The sequence below is a fragment of the Streptomyces sp. NEAU-sy36 genome (assembly GCF_013423905.1).
GTDB classification, from domain to species: Bacteria; Actinomycetota; Actinomycetes; order Streptomycetales; family Streptomycetaceae; genus Streptomyces; species Streptomyces misionensis.
This window is the reverse complement of record NZ_CP058977.1, coordinates 2,177,546-2,193,512: the sequence shown is the minus strand read 5'-3', so window position 1 is coordinate 2,193,512 and position 15,967 is coordinate 2,177,546. Positions and strand designations below refer to the sequence as shown.

The following is a 15,967-nucleotide window of genomic DNA, read 5'->3' as shown; positions in this document are numbered from 1 at the left end:
TCGCAGCAGGGACGGTGCGCCCACAGGGGCCCTACAGTGGCACGCGCAGCGCCCCGTCGATGACTTCGGCGGCCTCCGTGGTGCCCGGCGAACCGCAACGTGCCAGGTGTTCGCGCACCGCGCGCAGCCGGTCGCGCAGCCGCTGGGACTCCATCCCCCGCGCCTGTTCGGCCATTTGTACGGCGGTGGCCACGGCCTCCTCCGTGTTGCCCTGGCGCAGCTCGATGGTGCTGAGCATGGCGAGCCGGTGCACTCTTCCCCGGTCGTGGGCGGGGTTGTCCACGGCGGCCGCCGCGTGCTCCCGGGCGGCGCCGAGTTCCCCGAGGCTCAACAGCGCCTCGGCCACCTGGACGTTGACCAGGCCGGGCTGCACATAGCCGGTCTCGTCGGGTTCGTGTCCGCGCCGGATGCGTCCGGCGGCGGTCTCCGCGCGCCGGATGCAGCCGAGGGCACTGCCCGCGTCCCCCAGGTGCGCGTACGCCTTGGCCTGCATCGCGTACAGGTCGGAGGCGAGCGCGGGGGTGATGTGCCGTCCGGCGGTGCGCAGCGCGGCCTCCGCGAAGGCCACCGCCTGCCGGTACTCCCGCATGAACAGCGACTGGTTGACCAGCAGCGCTATCACGTACGCGCCGAGGCCCCGGTCCCCGCTGGCCTTGGCCAGGCGCAGCGCCTGGTGGAAGTAGCGCTGGGCGAGTCCGTGGGCGTCGGAGTCGTAGGCGCAGATGCCGGCGATGGCGACCAGTCCGCCGGTGGCGCGGTGCAGCTGGCGCCCGGTGGCGTCGGTGTAGCCGCCGCGCAGCAGCGGTGCCGCCTCGGCGTTGAGGAAGCCGACGATACGGGTGCGGGTCGCGACGCCCCCGGCCTTGCGGTACATCTGCTCGTAGTGCGTACGGGCCGCGCGCAGCGTCTCGATGTCGGCGGCCGTGACCCGGTGCGGACCGCCGCGGGAGACGTCGGTGTCCTCGGGCGGGTTCTCCCACTCCCACACCGGCATCACGGCGGGGGTGCCGGTGACGGCGGGGGCGCCGAGGACATGCGGGCGCTGCTGTTCGTCGGAGCGCCACAGGGCGGTGGCCCGTTCCACGAACCCGGACAGCGAGCCGGTGGCCGCGGTGCCGGGGCGGCCGGGCACGCCGAGGCCGATGTCGTCCAGGGTCACGGGCCGGTGCAGCCGGGCGGCGAGCACCTCGCAGATCAGGTCGGGCACCTGGCCGCGTGGCCGCTGGCCCTTCAACCAGCGGGACACGGCGGTGTGTTCGTAGCGGAGCGCGAGGCCCCGCGCGCGGCCGGCCTGGTTGACGTGGGCGGCGAGACCGGCGTGCGAGATGCCCGCCTCGTCCAGGATGGCGTCGAGCAGAGTGTTGGGCTGCATGGGTGACCCCCGAGTGCCTGGTGCCGCCAGCCTAGTCGCCCCGCATTCACACGGGGTGTGAACCGAGTGCCCGTGCCCGGGGGATGCGCGCGCTGTCGCGGCGCGGGCCCGGCTCGGTTGACTGGGATTCCTCTCCGGAGGCCCGCCAGGCCACCGGATCCCCCTCGAACAGCGGTGGTCTGGCGGGAACATCAGTGGTGCGTGCTGGTGACCGGTCGTACGGTCCCGCACGCCATGGCGGTCGGCCCCCGCTCGTTGCGCAGTACCAGGAGTGCCACGTCGTCGGTGGGCGTGCCGCCGGTGTGGCGCAGCAGGGCGGCCAGGAGGGTGCGCAACACCCTTTGGGGCGACGCCGGTTGGTCCCGTACGGCGGTGCGCAGCACGTCTGGCAGGGCGAAGAACCGGCCCCGGGCGTCCCGGGCGTCCTCCGCGCCGTCGGTGTACAGGACCAGGGACTGTGCGGGCCCCAGCTCGCCGCAGGGGCGCGGCGCCAGGTCCGCGGGGAGCGGGAAGGGGCCCAGCGGGGGCAGCGGTTCGGCGCGGGTCAGGGGTTCGACGGTGGTGCCGCTGAGCCGGTAGGGCCAGGGGTGGCCGCAGTTGAGGGCGGTCAGCTCGCCGCCCGTGCCGATCTCCAGGAGCAGCACGGTGACGAACTCCTCGGCCACCGGGTGGTCGGGGTCCGGGGCGCCGGTCGCGGGGTGTTCGGCGCGGGCCCGGTCCCGCAGGTGCCGGGCGAGGGCGCGCTCCAGCCTGCGCAGCACACCGGTCAGCGTGGGCTCGTCGTGGGCGGCCTCGCGGAAGCTGCCGAGGAGGGCGGCGACGGTACCGAGCGCGGCCAGCCCGTGCCCGCGCACGTCGCCCATCACCACCCGCACCCCGTGCTCGGTGGCGACGGCCTCGTACAGATCGCCGCCGACGCTCGCGCCCCGGTCCGCGGACAGCTGCACGGCGGCCACGTTCAGCCCGTCGAGACGCGGCGGCGGGGGCCGCAGCACGACGCTCTGCGCGATGCGGGCCGCCCGCCGGGCGAGCCGCAGCTCGCGCAGCAGGGCGCGGCGGACATGGAGTATCAGGCCGGCGCCCACGGCGAAGAACACGGCGCTGGTGACGATGCGGGCGCCGAGCCCCTCCTGCTCCGCGAGCGGGCAGCCGAACTTGTAACCGACCGCCGACGCTCCCCAGATCGTGGGAAGTACGGCTCCTCGCGCGGTGGGCGCCCGCGCCTTGATGCGGATCATGCCTCTGGTCCCCCATGGAGAGTCCCTGACAGAGCAGACGGACCGACCCCGAAAGGCCGGTCCGATTCTGTCGACGGCTCGGCCCGGACGGCCCGGCTCACCCCCGATGACCACCCGAACGAGTGAGAAAGCGCAGGTGAGGATGCATTTATGCAGGACGTGACGGGCCGTCAGCAGCCGATCGTCCGGGGCCGGCGTGCCGCTCGCGCCGGTACGGCGAGGGGCGCCCCCGGCATGAGAGAGCGGCCGGCCACGGAGGTCCGTGGCCGGCCGCTCGTGGGGACCGGGTGGGTCAGCCGCGCAGTACGGCTCCGGTGCGCTCGCCCGCCAGGGCGACCGCCGCGTCCCGGGCCGCCGACGCCTCGTCCACCGTCAGCGTCCGGTCGGGGGCGCGGAAGCGCAGCGCGTAGGCGAGCGACTTGCGGCCCTCGCCCAGCTGCTCGGCGTTCTCGTAGACGTCGAACAGGCGGATGGACTCCAGGAGTTCACCCGCGCCGGCGCGCAGCGCGGCCTCGACCTCGGCCGCCGGCACCGGCTTGTCGACCACCAGGGCGACGTCCTGCGTGGCCACCGGGAAGGTGGAGATGCCCGGCGCCATGGGGATGCCGTCGCCGGCCTCCTCCAGGGCGTCCACGTCCAGCTCCATCGCGCAGGTGCGCTCGGGCAGGCCCAGGGCCTTCAGGACGCGCGGGTGCAGCTCGCCCGCGTGGCCCACGACCCGCTCCGCACCGTCGGCCACCACGACCAGCTCGGCGCAGCGGCCCGGGTGCCAGGGACCGTACTGGCCCTTGCGCACGGCGAGTTCGGCACCGGCCTCACGGGCGATGATGCGCGCGGCCTCGATCGCGTCGGCCCAGTCGGCCGGACGGCCCTTGCCCCACCAGCCGGCCTGCTCACGGGCGCCGGCGAGGACGACCGCGGCGTGCCGGGGCTGCTCGGGCAGCGCGGCGTTCAGCGCCGCGATCTCCTCGTCGGTGGGACGCCGGTCCACCGGCAGGTGCACGGCGGTGCGGCGCTCCTCGCGCGGGTGGAAGACCAGTCCGGTCTCGAACAGGGCCAGGTCGTGCGAGCCCCGGCCGTCGTTGCGCCGCAGCGCGCCGAGCAGGCCCGGCAGCAGCGTCGTGCGCAGCGCGGGCTCCTCGTCGCTGAGCGGGTTGACCAGCTTGACGACCCGGCGGGCCGGGTCCTCGGCGGCCAGGCCGAGCTGGTCGAAGACCTGCTCGCCGACGAACGGGTAGTTCAGCGCCTCGACGTAGCCGGCGCCGGCCAGCGCCCGGCCGATGCGGCGGTGCAGCCGCTGGCGCTCGGTCAGGCCGCGGCCCGCGGGGGGCTTGGGCAGCGTGGAGGGCAGGTTCTCGTAGCCCTCCAGGCGGATGACCTCCTCCGCGAGGTCGTTCGGGTCCGTCAGGTCGGGCCGCCAGGACGGCACGGTGACGATCAGCTCGTCCTGCCCGTAGACGTCGCAGCCGACCTGCTGGAGGCGGCGTACGACGGTCTCGCGGCCGTAGGCGACGCCCGCGACCTTGTCCGGGTGGTCGGCCGGGACGGTGATGGTGCGCGGCGCGGACGGCGCGATGACCTCGGTGACACCGGCCTCGGCGGTGCCGCCCGCGAGCAGCACCAGCAGGTCCACGGTGCGCTGCGCGGCGGCGGCCGCGGCCTGCGGGTCGACGCCCCGCTCGAAGCGGCGGGATGCCTCCGACAGCAGCTTGTGGCGGCGGGCCGTGCGCGCGATGGAGACGGCGTTGAAGTGGGCCGCCTCGATCACCACGTCGGTGGTCGCGTTCGCCACGTCCTCGGTGTGGTCGGCGATCTCCGTGTTGGCGCCGCCCATCACGCCCGCGAGACCGATGGGGCCGCGCTCGTCGGTGATGACCAGGTCCTCGGCGTGCAGCTTGCGCTCGACGCCGTCGAGGGTGACGAGCTTCTCGCCCTCCTGCGCGCGGCGCACGCCGATGGTGCCCTGGACCAGCCTGCGGTCGTAGGCGTGCAGCGGCTGGCCCAGCTCCATCATCACGTAGTTCGTGACGTCGACGGCGAGCGAGATCGGGCGCATGCCGACCTTCTGGAGCCGGCGCTGGAGCCAGATCGGGGAGCGGGCCTCGGGGCGCAGCCCGGTGACGGTGCGGGCGGTGAAGCGGTCGCAGCCGAACGGGTCGGCGACCTGGACCGGGTAGCCGTACGCGTTGGGCGCGGGCACGTCGATCAGGGCGGGGTCGCGCAGCGGCAGGCCGTAGGCGATGGCGGTCTCGCGGGCCACACCGCGGATGGACAGGCAGTCGCCGCGGTTGGCGGTGACGGCGATGTCCAGGACCTCGTCGACCAGTTCGAGCAGCTCGATGGCGTCCTTGCCGACCTCGGTCTCCGGCGGCAGCACGATGATGCCGTGGGTGCCGTCGTCGCCCATGCCCAGCTCGTCGGTGGAGCAGATCATGCCGTGCGAGACCTTGCCGTAGGTCTTGCGGGCGGAGATCGAGAAGCCGCCGGGCAGGGTGGCGCCGGGCAGCACCACGACGACCTTGTCGCCGACCGCGAAGTTGCGGGCGCCGCAGACGATCTCCTGGGGCTCGCCGGTGCCGTTGGCCTGGCCGACGTCGACGGTGCAGAAGCGGATCGGCTTCTTGAAGCCCTCCAGCTCCTCGATGGTCAGCACCTGGCCGACGACCAGGGGGCCCTTGAGGTCGGCGCCGAGCTGCTCGACCGTCTCGACCTCCAGGCCGGCCGAAATGAGCTTGGCCTGGACGTCACGGCCGGTCTCGGTGGCCGGCAGGTCGACGTACTCCCGCAGCCAAGAAAGCGGGACCCGCATCAGATCTCCATCCCGAAGGGCCGGGTGAACCGGATGTCACCCTCGACCATGTCTCGCATGTCTTCGACGTTGTGGCGGAACATCAGCATCCGCTCGATGCCGAACCCGAAGGCGAATCCGCTGTACTTCTCCGGGTCGACGCCGCAGGCGGTGAGCACCCGCGGGTTGACCATGCCGCAGCCGCCCAGCTCGATCCAGCCCTCGCTGGAGCAGGTGCGGCAGGGCCGGTCGGGGTTGCCGACGGACTCGCCCTTGCAGACGTAGCAGAGCATGTCCATCTCGGCGCTCGGCTCGGTGAAGGGGAAGAAGTTCGGCCGCAGCCGGGTCTTCATGCCCTCGCCGAACAGCGACTGCACCATGTGGTCCAGGGTGCCCTTGAGGTCCGCCATGGTCAGGCCCTCGTCCACGGCGAGCAGCTCGACCTGGTGGAAGACGGGTGTGTGGGTGGCGTCCAGCTCGTCGGTGCGGTAGACGCGGCCGGGGCAGATCACGTAGACCGGCAGCTCACGGTCGAGCAGCGAGCGGATCTGCACGGGCGAGGTGTGGGTGCGCATCACCACCCCGGACTCGGCGCCGCCGTCGGGGGCCTGCACGAAGAAGGTGTCGGCCTCGCCGCGGGCCGGGTGGTCGGGGCCGATGTTCAGGGCGTCGAAGTTGAACCACTCGGCCTCGGCCTGGGGGCCCTCGGCGACCTCGTAGCCCATGGCCACGAAGATGTCCTCGATGCGCTCCGACAGCGTGGTCAGCGGGTGGCGGGCACCGGCCTGGACGCGGTCGTGGGGCAGCGTGACGTCGACGTCCTCCTCGACCAGCACCCGGGCGTCGCGCTCGGCCTCCAGCTCGGCCTGGCGGGCGGCGAGGGCCTTGTTCACCGCGCCGCGGGCCATGCCGACGCGCTTGCCGGCCTCGGCCTTGGCGTGCGGGGGCAGGGCGCCGATCTCGCGGTTGGCGAGGGACAGCGGGGACGCCGGGCCGGTGTGGGCGACCTTGGCCTCGTGGAGCGCGTCGAGGGAGTCCGCGGCGGCGAAGGCGGCGAGCGCCTCGTCCCGCATGCGCTCGATCTCTTCCGGTTTCAACGCCTCGACCTCGACAGGGTCGTACGACTTATTGGGTGCCGACATCTCTTCCCGTGCTTCCGGTTGTCCTTGTCCCCCAGCTGTCGCTGGGCGGTGCCCCTGCGGATGGTCCCCGTCACCGACTCGCGAGGGCCGCGTGAAGGACACAAAGGTGCCAAAGGCCGAGTCTAACGGGGCGGAGGTGCTCGAAGAGCCCGTGGGCCCGCTACGCGAGATACGCGGGGGCGCTCACGGGCAGCGTAAATCGGAACTCGGCGCCGCCGCCGCGGGCGCGGCCGACCGTGATGGTGCCGCCGTGGGCCTCGACGATTCCCTTGACGATGTACAGACCGAGTCCGGTGCCACCGCGCTTGCTGCCCCGCCAGAAGCGGGTGAAGACGCGGTTCATGGACTCCTCCGGGATGCCGGGCCCCTCGTCGCTCACCGTGACCGACGTGCCGGTGTCCTCGCCCTCGCGGGGGGACGCCGTGGGCGTGACGTCGATGGTGACGGTTCCCGCGCCGTGCCGCACGGCATTTTCCAGCAGGTTGCTGAGCACCTGGTCGATCTTGTCGGGGTCGGCCCACAGGTCGGGCAGCGGCTGCTCGATGCGCAGCAGGAAGCGTTCGGCGGGCTGGCCTGCGGCGACGTACGCCTGGATGTGCCGGGAGACGGCGGCCCCTATGTCGACGGGCTGGCGGCGCACCTCCAGCCGCCCCGAGTCGATCCGGGAGATGTCCAGCAGTTCGGCGATGAGCCGGGTGACCCGGTCGGCGTCCGCGTCGACGGTCTCCAGCATCAGCCGCTTCTGGTCGTCGGTGAACCGCTCCCACTTGGCGAGGAGGGTGGCGGTGAAGCCCTTGACGGAGGTCAGCGGGGAGCGCAGCTCATGGGCGACGGTGGCGATCAGTTCGGCGTGGCTGCGTTCGGTGCGGCGGCGGGCCTCGGTGTCCCGCAGGCAGACGACCAGGCGCCGGACGGGGCCGAGGGGTTCGGCGCGGACGTAGCGGGCGGTGACGAGCACCTCCCGGCCGCCGGGCAACAGCAGATTACGCTCGGGCTGCCGGGTCCGGGTGGAGAGGCCGCCGTAGGGGTCGGTGAGCTGCCACCAGCGGCGCCCCTCCAGGTCCTCTAACGGCAGCGCCTTCTCCAGCGGCTGCCCGAGGGCGTCGGCGGCGGGTACGGCGGTGATGCGCTCCGCGGCCGCGTTGAACCCGACGACGCGCCCGCGCTCGTCGGCGACCACCAGTCCGTCGGGCAGCTGGTCGGGGTCGAGTCCGCCCGGACCGCACGCGGACGGGGGCGCGCCCCGCGCGTCCCGTCGCTCCGGCCCGGTGCTCGTGCCGGCCACACTCATCCCCGTACCCCACCTCTCATACGGCGCAGGGCCCCGAGCTGGCCACCCTACTAGCTCCGGGTGACGCAGCGGCACCCTCCGCGGGCGCGCTGCGCACGGGCCGAGGCGTACAGGCAGACCGCGGCGGCCGTGGCGAGGTTCAGGCTCTCCGCCTTGCCGTGGATGGGAACGCGCACGACGGCGTCGGCGAGGGCGCGGGTCTCCTCCGGCAGCCCCCATGCCTCGTTGCCGAACACCCAGGCGGTGGGGCCGCCCATGGTGCCCTTGTCGAGTTCGTCGTCCAGGTCGCGGTCGCCCGCGCCGTCGGCCGCGAGGATGCGCACCCCGGCGCCCTTGAGCCGCTCGATGGCTTGTTCCACGGGCACGCCGACGGCGACCGGCAGATGGAACAGCGAGCCCACCGATGCGCGCACCGCCTTGGGGTTGTACAGGTCCACGGAGGCGTCGGTGAGGACGACGGCCTCGGCGCCCGCGGCGTCGGCGCAGCGCAGCACGGTGCCGGCGTTGCCGGGGTCGCGGACGTGGGCGAGCACGGCCACCAGCCGGGGGCGGGCGGCGAGGATCTCCTCGAAGGGGGTGTCCAGGAAGCGGCAGACGCCGACGAGCCCCTGCGGGGTGACGGTGGTGGAGATGTCGGCGATGACGTCCTCGGACGCCAGGTGCACCCGTGCCCCCGCGTCGCGGGCCTCGCCCACGATGTCGGCGTAGCGCTCCGCGGCCTCGACGGTGGCGAACAGCTCGACCAGGGTGGCCTGCCCGTCCTGCCGGTGCGCCGCCGCCTCCCGCACGGCCTGCGGCCCCTCCGCGAGGAACAGCCGGTCCTTCCCCCGGAAATTCCGCTTGGCCAGCCGCCGTGCGGCGACGACACGGGCGGAGCGGGGGGAGATCAGCTCGGGGGTTGCGGGGGGCATCCTGTTCTTCACCTTCGGGGAGTCTTCCGTGTCATGCCGTCGGGGTGCGCCCCGAAGGGGCACGGGGAACTGCGCGAGCAGCCACGACGCACCCGCGGCCGGACGACCACCGGGGGACCTCAACGACAGGACCCGCAAGCCGTACAGCCTGCGGGTCCCGTGTTACTTCGGCTGAAGCCGGCGCGGCGTCACGCGGCCTTCGGCGCGTTGACGTCCGACGGCAGCGCCTTCTGCGCGACCTCGACGAGCGCGGCGAACGCGTTCGCGTCGTTGACGGCCAGCTCGGCCAGGATCTTGCGGTCGACCTCGACGTTCGCGGCCTTCAGACCCTGAATGAAGCGGTTGTAGGTCATGCCGTTGGCGCGGGCAGCGGCGTTGATGCGCTGGATCCACAGCTGACGGAAGTCGCCCTTGCGCTTCTTGCGGTCGTTGTAGTTGTAGACCAGCGAGTGGGTGACCTGCTCCTTGGCCTTGCGGTACAGGCGCGAACGCTGACCGCGGTAGCCGGAGGCCTGCTCCAGGATCGCCCGGCGCTTCTTGTGGGCGTTGACTGCCCGCTTGACGCGTGCCACTTGTTAACTCCTTGTAGCGGGGTCGTGGGGGTCCTCACACGACCCGGAAACGATTGGGTCCCGGTCCAGACGCGCGGCGCTCGAAGGGCGCCGGGGCGTCACTTGCCGAGAAGCTTCTTGATCTTCGCGGCGTCGCCCGGGGCCATCTCGGCGTTGCCGGTGAGGCGACGCGTCACACGGGACGACTTGTGCTCAAGCAGGTGGCGCTTGCCGGCGCGCTCGCGGAGCACCTTGCCGGAGCCGGTGACCTTGAAGCGCTTGCTGGCACCGCTGTGCGACTTGTTCTTCGGCATAGCGCCGTTCTCTCCTCGTCGGTGGCGCTCCGGTGCCCGGTCACGAAAACCGGGCACGGTGGAGCGTCGCTCTTGTTTCGGTTACATCCTCGGGAGCCGTGGGGCTCCCCGGGATCACGCCTCGGCAGGCTCCTCGGACGGCGCCTCAGCCTCGGCAGGGTTCTGCGACTTGCCGGGGTTCGCCTTCGCGTCGGCCTTGCGGGCCTCCTGCGCCTGGCGGGCCTCGGCCATCGCCTCGGTCTTCTTCTTGTGCGGACCGAGGACCATGATCATGTTGCGGCCGTCCTGCTTCGGGTTCGACTCCACGAAGCCGAGGTCCTGGACGTCCTCCGCGAGGCGCTGCAGCAGTCGGTAGCCCAGCTCGGGCCGGGACTGCTCGCGACCACGGAACATGATCGTGATCTTGACCTTGTCGCCCTGCTTGAGGAACCGGACGACGTGACCCTTCTTGGTGTCATAGTCGTGCGGGTCGATCTTCGGCCGGAGCTTCATCTCCTTGATGACCGTGTGCGCCTGGTTCTTGCGCGCCTCACGGGCCTTCATGGCCGACTCGTACTTGAACTTCCCGTAGTCCATGAGCTTGCACACGGGCGGACGGGCGTTCGCCGCGACCTCGACCAGGTCCAGGTCGTACTCCTGCGCAAGCTCCAGTGCCTTCGCGAGCGGCACGATGCCGACCTGCTCGCCACTGGGACCGACAAGTCGCACCTCGGGAACGCGAATCCGGTCGTTGATGCGGGGCTCGGCGCTGATGGATCCTCCTCGGTAGCACCACGCGACGGCCTGGCTTGACTGCCGCGTAACGTCTGTTTACGTCAGACCAACCGCGCCGAAGCAGAAAAAATGCCCCGGACGATCACAGGCGGGGCTCCTTGTCACCGGAGCACCGACGCGGTGAACGCGGGGCGCACAATCGGGCGACTCCATCGTCCGTACGGAACGATGGCGGCCGCCTGACCGGATGACCCGCCGTCCCGGAGGGCGGTCGGGTGGGAGTTCGGAGCCTCCACTTGTGGGCCGAACACACTGAGGGCGTCCGACCGGTCGTCAACCAGGTTAGCAGGATCGCTTTACAAGCACGAATCCGGATCGCGTAAGGGGAAAGCCGTCATCCGCCTTAGGGTGTGGGCATGAGTGAGACCCCTCCTGAGAACCCCGACTTCGACGCGATGACGCGGGACATCGCCGAGGTCCCCGCCGTCGAGGTGATCGTGACGGTCGCCGTCAACCTGATGAGCGCCGCCGCAGTGAAGCTCGGGCTCAGCGAGGAGGGCGACAAGTACAAGGACCTGGACGAGGCCCGCAAGCTGATCACCGCGCTCGCCGGCCTGCTGGACGGCGGCGCCACCGAGATCAGCTCCTTCCACGCGGCCCCGCTGCGCGACGGCCTGAAGTCGCTCCAGCTGGCCTTCCGCGAGGCGTCGATCGTCCCGGACGAGCCGGGCCAGGGGCCGGGCGAGAAGTACACCGGCCCGGTCTACCGCTGACCTATTCCTCTTCCTTCACGTACAGGGGCTCGCCCGGAGGCGTCGTCCCGGCCGGCAGCAGTGCCAGGTCGAGGCCGCGCACCAGGCGGGCCCTCAGTGTCTCGTCGGCCGCGAGCCGGCCGGCGAGAGAACGCGCGGTCTCCGCGGGCGGCGCGGACGCGTCGAGGACGAGGGCGAGGACGCCGTCGGCCTGCCCGGGACCGAGGTGGGCGCGCAGCACGCCGGGTTCCGCCGCCACCGCCGCGCGCACGGCCTCGACGACGGCCGGGTCGCCGAGCGGGTCGGTGCTGGTGCGGCCCTCGGCGAGGGCGAGCAGCGCGGGCCCGGTCAGCTCGAACGGCACCGGTCCGGCCAGGTCCAGCACGACCGTGTCGGCCTTCTCGTGCGCGGCGGCCTCAAGCGCCTGGTGCAGGGGGACGGCGACCGGGCGGGCCGCCGGGTCCCAGCGGGCGAGGGAGTCCGTGGAGGTGAAGGCGGGCAGCGCGGTCCGGTTCCCGGCCTTCAGGGTGGGCACGGCCATGTCGCTGGTCTTCTCGCGACGCAGCCCCTTCTCGTCCTCCTCCACCTCACCGAGCACCGCCACCACGGGCACCAGCAGCCGGGCGCCCTTCAGCGCCTCCAGGACCGGGCCGACGGCGGTGCGGTCCTGCGCCCACGCGGCGAGCGCGGCACCGAGCCGGGGGTCGGCGGAGCCGTCGTCGTCGGAGTAGCCGGAGTCGGGGATGTTCTTGTTCGCCACGGTCACCGACCCTATCGGGGCGCACGTCCCGCCGGAGCCGCGGGCCGGGCCCCGTCTCAGAAGGGCCGCCTGCGGCCCCGCCACAGGATCACGCCCACGACCAGCAGCACCCCGCCGACGCTGCCCGCGAGGGGGGCCGCCCAGTCGGTGGTGGAGCCGGTGGCCTTGGGGGCGGCGGGCCCCGGGCCGAAGTACTTCTTCCCGTACGCCGCCGGGCGCAGCTGCTCGGGGTGGAGCCGGTCGGCCGCGCGCAGGGCCGCCACCGGGTCGATCGTGCCGAAGCCGCGGGAGTCGTCGCGGCCGCCGGCCGGCGGGTCCTCGGCGGTGTCCTCCAGGAGCGTCTTGACCTGGGCCGGGCTCAGGCCGGGGCGGGCGGACTCGATCAGGGCGGCCACGCCGGAGACGTAGGCGGAGGCGGCCGAGGTGCCCCAGCCCGCGTAGTACTTGTGGTCGGGGTCGGCGATGACGACGTCGACGCCGGGCGCGCTGACGGCGGCGTACCAGCGGCGGGTGGAGAAGGCGGCGCGGGTGCCGTAGCGGTCGACGGCGGTGGCGGCGATCACGCCGGGGTAGGCGGCCGGGTAGGAGACGTGGTCGCCCTTGTCGCCGCCGTTGCCCGCGGAGGCGACGACGACCACGCCCTTCTTCAGCGCGTACTGCACGGCCTCGTCCTCGCCGGGTTCGGGGTGGGCGGAGGCGGAGTCGTCGCCGAGGGAGAGGTTGATGACGTCGGCGCCGTGGTCGGCGGCCCAGCGGATGCCCTCCGCGAGGGCGCCGCCGCGGGTGGTGCGGGCCTTGGCGCGGGCGGGGTCGCTGTCCTCCAGGATCACCCGCACGGGCAGGATCCTCGCCTCGGGGGCGACACCCATGACGCCGTCGGCGCGGCCGGGCCCGTGGCCGTGACCGGCGATGATGCCGGCCATGGCGGTGCCGTGCCGGCCCCAGGTGCGGTCGCCGGGCCGGGCGCCGAAGCCGATCATGTCGTGGGCGGGCAGCACGTTGCCGACGAGGTCGGGGTGGTCGGCCTGGACGCCGGTGTCCAGGACGGCGACGGTGACGCCCCGCCCCTTGGTGGTCCGCCAGGCCTGGTCGAGGTGGAGGGCGGTCAGGCCCCACTGCTGGGCGCGGATGCCGTCGGCGTGGGCGGCGGCGCACGGCAGCAGGGTGAGGGCGCCGGCGAGCAGGGCGCTCACGGCGGCCCCAAAGGCACGCTTCATGAGGATCTCTTCGTGGCGGAGGTGTCGACGGTCTGCCGCAGCAGCCGTTCGATCTGCCCGGCGAGGCCCTTCGCCTCGTTGCCGAGGCCGGACTGGGCCTGCGGGGTGGTGGCGCCGGACCGTACGGCGTCGGCGGCGGGCTGCGGGGTGTCCACGGTGCGGCCGTCGGCCCAGCCGGAGACGGCGTACACGACGACGGGGGCGTCGGTGCGCACCGAGATGGTCCAGGACGCGCGCTGGGCGTCGCCGAACCCGGCGGCCGGGGTGCCCTTCGGGCCGTACGCGCGGGGCACCAGATCGGCGCGCTCGGTCAGGTGCTCGGTGCGGAACCGGGCGGCGAGCGCGGACATCGCGGCGGGGTCGGCCGTGGTGAACAGCAGCCCCACGGTGGTGACATGGCTCTGGGTGGCGTCGGTGTAGGTGGCCCGCAGCAGGCGTCCGCAGCCGACGGGGGCGAGGGCCTCGCGCAGCAGCGGGTCGAAGGCGTCGGCGCAGCCGCTGTCCGGGGCGACGGCGATCCGCGTCCAGGTGCGGTCGGCTCCGCCGGGCCCGGCGCCGGGCCCCCGCACCACGGGCGGGAACAGCCGGTCGACGGGCACGCTGTGCCAGACGGACGCGGCGGCGGCGAACCCGTGCGGCCCGTCCCCGCCGTCCCGGGCGAGCCAACTCCCGGTCACCGCACCGCCGATCAGTCCGAGCCCGAGCACGAGACAGACCCCGGCCACCGCGGTCCGCGCGCGAGCCCGCTCCCGGAACACCTCGGGCTCGCCGAACGTCACGACGGGCCGGGCGTCCTGGCGGGCGGGCCGCGGGTGCCAGGTGGTGGCGGGGCGGGTGGCGTGCGGGTGCCTGCCGGGCCGGGGCGCGGCGGCGTCCTGGGCCGGTGCGGAGGCCGGCGGGATGGCGGGCCCGGGACGGCCGGGCGCGGAACCGGGACGTTTCGGCGGGCGGCCGGGGGCGGAACCGGCGTCGGCCGGCCCGGAGTCGGAGCGCTGCGCGGCGGGTGCCGGCGGGACGGGGCGCAGGCGGGCCGTCGTCTCGGTGGGGGTCTCCTCGGGCGCGTCCGGGCGCCGGGGCGGCCGGGCCCCTCCCCGGGCCGTGCGGTCCGGGCCCGGCGTACCGGCACGCTCGGGCCCCGCAGGACCGGCCGGTCCGGTGGCGGCGGGGTGTGCGGCGCGGCCCGCGCGGGGCGGGGCGTCGGGGAAGCGGGCCGAGGCCGGGGGCGGCGGGGGGCTGGTGAGTCCGGCGGCTTCGGGTACCGGGCCGCTGTCCGGCGCCGCCGGCCGGCCGCCGCGCGGTGCGAAGACGGACGGCTCCTCGTCGGGGTCCTCCCCCGGCGCCGCCCCGGTGCCGCGCATGACGACCCGTCCGGCGCCCGCGGTGCCGTTGCCCGTGCGGCCGGGCGGGGACGCGGGGCGCGGGGGTACGGAGGCGCGGCGTGCGTCCGTGCTCATGCGCCCCCCGTTTCCTCGTGCCCGGGCCGTCTCCTCGTGCGCGGGCCGTCGCGCTCCCTCGGCCGTGCCCGGAACTCCCGGGCAGGCGTGCCGGTACGAACGGGCCGGCGGCCGGACGCGGCCGGGCGGGTCCGTCGTACGTGCGCGTCACTCTACGGGTTGCCGGGGGCGGAGGCGGAACCAGTGCGCGAGGCCGGGGTACTTGCCCGGGAACGTCCCCCTACCCTGCGGTAATCGCGTCTGGCAGGCTTCCGGCATGACTGCGCGTGCCGCCGACCGGGCCCGGTACGACCGGGCCACCGCCCATCTCGACGCCCCGTTCGCGATCGTGGACCTGGAGGCCTTCGACGCCAACGCGGCCGACCTGGTCCGCCGCTCCGGCGGCAAGCCGGTCCGCGTCGCCAGCAAGTCCGTGCGCTGCCGCGCCCTGCTGGAGCGCGTCCTGGCCAGGGACGGCTTCCAGGGCATCATGTCGTTCACGCTGGCCGAGTCGCTGTGGCTGGCCCGTTCCGGGTTCGACGACATCCTGCTGGCCTACCCGTCCGCCGACCGTGCCGGTTTCGCGGAGCTGACCGCCGACCACAAACTCGCGGGTGCCGTCACGGTGATGGTGGACGACCCCGCGCAGCTCGATCTCGTCGACGCCGCCCGTGACGGTGGCGGCGAAGTGGTCAGGATCTGCCTGGAGCTGGACACGTCGCTGAAGCTGCTCGGCGGTCGGATACGGGTGGGCGCGCGCCGTTCCCCGCTGCACTCCCCCGCTCAACTGGCCGCCGTGGCACGGGCGGTGGCCGAGCGGCCCGGTTTCCGGCTCGTCGGACTGATGGCGTACGAGGGGCACATAGCGGGGGTCGGCGACTCGGTCGCCGGCCGGCCGCTGCGGTCGCGGGCGGTCCGGCTGATGCAGAGCGCGGCCCGGCGGGAGCTGGCCGAGCGGCGGGCCGCGGCGGTACGGGCGGTGCGGGCCGTCGCGCCCGGTCTGGAGTTCGTCAACGGCGGTGGCACCGGCAGTGTGCAGCACACCGCCGCCGAGGCCGCCGTCACCGAGATAGCGGCCGGGTCCGGGCTGTACGTGCCGCGCCTGTTCGACAACTACCGTTCCTTCACGGGCCGTCCGGCGGCGCTGTTCGCGCTGCCGGTGGTACGGCGGCCGGGCGTGGGCGCCGTCACCGTGCTCGGCGGCGGCTATCCGGCCTCGGGCGCCCCGGGGGCCGACCGGCTGCCGGTGCCGTATCTGCCGCAGGGCCTGAGGTACGACCCGCAGGAGGGGGCCGGCGAGGTGCAGACGCCGCTGCTCGGCTCGCCCGCCGACGATCTGCTGATCGGCGACCGGGTGTGGTTCCGGCACGCCAAGGCGGGCGAGCTGTGCGAGCGGTTCGAGGCGCTGCACCTGGTGACGGGCGACGAGGTGACGGCGACCGTGCCGACCTACCGGGGCGAGGGGCGCACGTTCCTGTGAGCCG

At 73.9% G+C, this 15,967-nt stretch carries 14 protein-coding genes; 2 read left to right on the top strand and 12 right to left on the bottom strand.

Translation table 11 applies throughout. The annotated features are described in order from the left end of the window. Positions 1-31: 31 nt before the first annotated feature. From HZZ00_RS09990 to infC, 9 genes are all read right to left on the bottom strand, one after another. On the bottom strand, positions 32-1,372 hold the full coding sequence (locus HZZ00_RS09990; RefSeq protein ID WP_180331858.1) for a transcriptional regulator: 1,341 nt from the start codon (positions 1,370-1,372) through the stop codon (positions 32-34). 191 nt (positions 1,373-1,563) lie between these two features. Continuing rightward, complete coding sequence (locus HZZ00_RS09985; RefSeq protein WP_180331857.1) at positions 1,564-2,610, bottom strand: PP2C family protein-serine/threonine phosphatase; 1,047 nt, start codon at positions 2,608-2,610, stop codon at positions 1,564-1,566. Positions 2,611-2,902: 292 nt separating this feature from the next. Further along, positions 2,903-5,419 carry a phenylalanine--tRNA ligase subunit beta gene (pheT, locus tag HZZ00_RS09980; RefSeq protein WP_180331856.1) on the bottom strand — a complete coding sequence of 839 codons (2,517 nt, stop codon included), beginning with the start codon at positions 5,417-5,419 and terminating at the stop codon, positions 2,903-2,905. Further along, positions 5,419-6,540: a phenylalanine--tRNA ligase subunit alpha gene (gene pheS, locus HZZ00_RS09975; RefSeq protein WP_180331855.1), complete on the bottom strand. Its 1,122-nt coding sequence runs from the start codon at positions 6,538-6,540 to the stop codon at positions 5,419-5,421. The genes pheT and pheS overlap by 1 nt, the downstream gene beginning before the upstream one ends. Positions 6,541-6,700: 160 nt before the next feature. After that, on the bottom strand, positions 6,701-7,831 hold the full coding sequence (locus HZZ00_RS09970) for an ATP-binding protein (protein WP_180331854.1): 1,131 nt from the start codon (positions 7,829-7,831) through the stop codon (positions 6,701-6,703). 50 nt (positions 7,832-7,881) lie between these two features. Continuing rightward, positions 7,882-8,742: an RNA methyltransferase gene (locus HZZ00_RS09965; protein ID WP_180331853.1), complete on the bottom strand. Its 861-nt coding sequence runs from the start codon at positions 8,740-8,742 to the stop codon at positions 7,882-7,884. Positions 8,743-8,930: 188 nt separating this feature from the next. Beyond that, positions 8,931-9,314: a 50S ribosomal protein L20 gene (gene rplT, locus HZZ00_RS09960; protein WP_030381833.1), complete on the bottom strand. Its 384-nt coding sequence runs from the start codon at positions 9,312-9,314 to the stop codon at positions 8,931-8,933. A gap of 98 nt (positions 9,315-9,412) precedes the next feature. Continuing rightward, the gene (rpmI, locus tag HZZ00_RS09955; RefSeq protein WP_004933563.1) at positions 9,413-9,607 is read right to left on the bottom strand and encodes a 50S ribosomal protein L35; all 195 of its coding nucleotides are present in this window, start codon (positions 9,605-9,607) and stop codon (positions 9,413-9,415) included. A 114-nt stretch (positions 9,608-9,721) separates the two neighbouring features. Next, entirely contained in the window at positions 9,722-10,360 is a 639-nt protein-coding gene (gene infC, locus HZZ00_RS09950; protein WP_106981816.1) for a translation initiation factor IF-3, read from the bottom strand. A gap of 377 nt (positions 10,361-10,737) precedes the next feature. Here infC and HZZ00_RS09945 point away from each other — a divergent pair, with 377 nt between their 5' ends. Next, positions 10,738-11,094 carry a DUF1844 domain-containing protein gene (locus HZZ00_RS09945; RefSeq protein WP_070030204.1) on the top strand — a complete coding sequence of 119 codons (357 nt, stop codon included), beginning with the start codon at positions 10,738-10,740 and terminating at the stop codon, positions 11,092-11,094. A 1-nt stretch (position 11,095) separates the two neighbouring features. Here the strand turns inward: HZZ00_RS09945 and HZZ00_RS09940 are convergent, their stop codons facing one another. The 3 genes from HZZ00_RS09940 to HZZ00_RS38270 are packed head-to-tail and all read right to left on the bottom strand — an operon-like array spanning position 11,096 to position 14,504. Beyond that, positions 11,096-11,833 (bottom strand): SseB family protein, encoded by a 738-nt coding sequence (locus HZZ00_RS09940; RefSeq protein ID WP_180331852.1) that lies wholly within the window; start codon positions 11,831-11,833, stop codon positions 11,096-11,098. Between the two features lie 56 nt (positions 11,834-11,889). Then, positions 11,890-13,050, bottom strand: a complete 1,161-nt coding sequence (mycP, locus tag HZZ00_RS09935; protein ID WP_180331851.1) for a type VII secretion-associated serine protease mycosin — start codon at positions 13,048-13,050, stop codon at positions 11,890-11,892. Beyond that, the gene (locus tag HZZ00_RS38270) at positions 13,047-14,504 is read right to left on the bottom strand and encodes a hypothetical protein (RefSeq protein ID WP_257585728.1); all 1,458 of its coding nucleotides are present in this window, start codon (positions 14,502-14,504) and stop codon (positions 13,047-13,049) included. The genes mycP and HZZ00_RS38270 overlap by 4 nt, the downstream gene beginning before the upstream one ends. A 256-nt stretch (positions 14,505-14,760) precedes the next feature. On the opposite strand from HZZ00_RS38270, the gene HZZ00_RS09925 reads away from it, so the two are divergent. Then, positions 14,761-15,963 (top strand): amino acid deaminase/aldolase, encoded by a 1,203-nt coding sequence (locus tag HZZ00_RS09925; RefSeq protein ID WP_180331850.1) that lies wholly within the window; start codon positions 14,761-14,763, stop codon positions 15,961-15,963. Positions 15,964-15,967: the final 4 nt, after the last annotated feature.

Bases quoted from the DNA above. Each gene is read 5' to 3' on its own strand.
- HZZ00_RS09990 (WP_180331858.1), bottom strand. From the start codon at position 1,372: ATGCAGCCCAACACTCTGCTCGACGCCATCCTGGACGAGGCGGGCATC.
- HZZ00_RS09985 (WP_180331857.1), bottom strand. From the start codon at position 2,610: ATGATCCGCATCAAGGCGCGGGCGCCCACCGCGCGAGGAGCCGTACTT.
- pheT (WP_180331856.1), bottom strand. From the start codon at position 5,419: ATGCGGGTCCCGCTTTCTTGGCTGCGGGAGTACGTCGACCTGCCGGCC.
- pheS (WP_180331855.1), bottom strand. From the start codon at position 6,540: ATGTCGGCACCCAATAAGTCGTACGACCCTGTCGAGGTCGAGGCGTTG.
- HZZ00_RS09970 (WP_180331854.1), bottom strand. From the start codon at position 7,831: ATGAGTGTGGCCGGCACGAGCACCGGGCCGGAGCGACGGGACGCGCGG.
- HZZ00_RS09965 (WP_180331853.1), bottom strand. From the start codon at position 8,742: ATGCCCCCCGCAACCCCCGAGCTGATCTCCCCCCGCTCCGCCCGTGTC.
- rpmI (WP_004933563.1), bottom strand. From the start codon at position 9,607: ATGCCGAAGAACAAGTCGCACAGCGGTGCCAGCAAGCGCTTCAAGGTC.
- HZZ00_RS09945 (WP_070030204.1), top strand. From the start codon at position 10,738: ATGAGTGAGACCCCTCCTGAGAACCCCGACTTCGACGCGATGACGCGG.
- mycP (WP_180331851.1), bottom strand. From the start codon at position 13,050: ATGAAGCGTGCCTTTGGGGCCGCCGTGAGCGCCCTGCTCGCCGGCGCC.
- HZZ00_RS38270 (WP_257585728.1), bottom strand. From the start codon at position 14,504: ATGAGCACGGACGCACGCCGCGCCTCCGTACCCCCGCGCCCCGCGTCC.
- HZZ00_RS09925 (WP_180331850.1), top strand. From the start codon at position 14,761: ATGACTGCGCGTGCCGCCGACCGGGCCCGGTACGACCGGGCCACCGCC.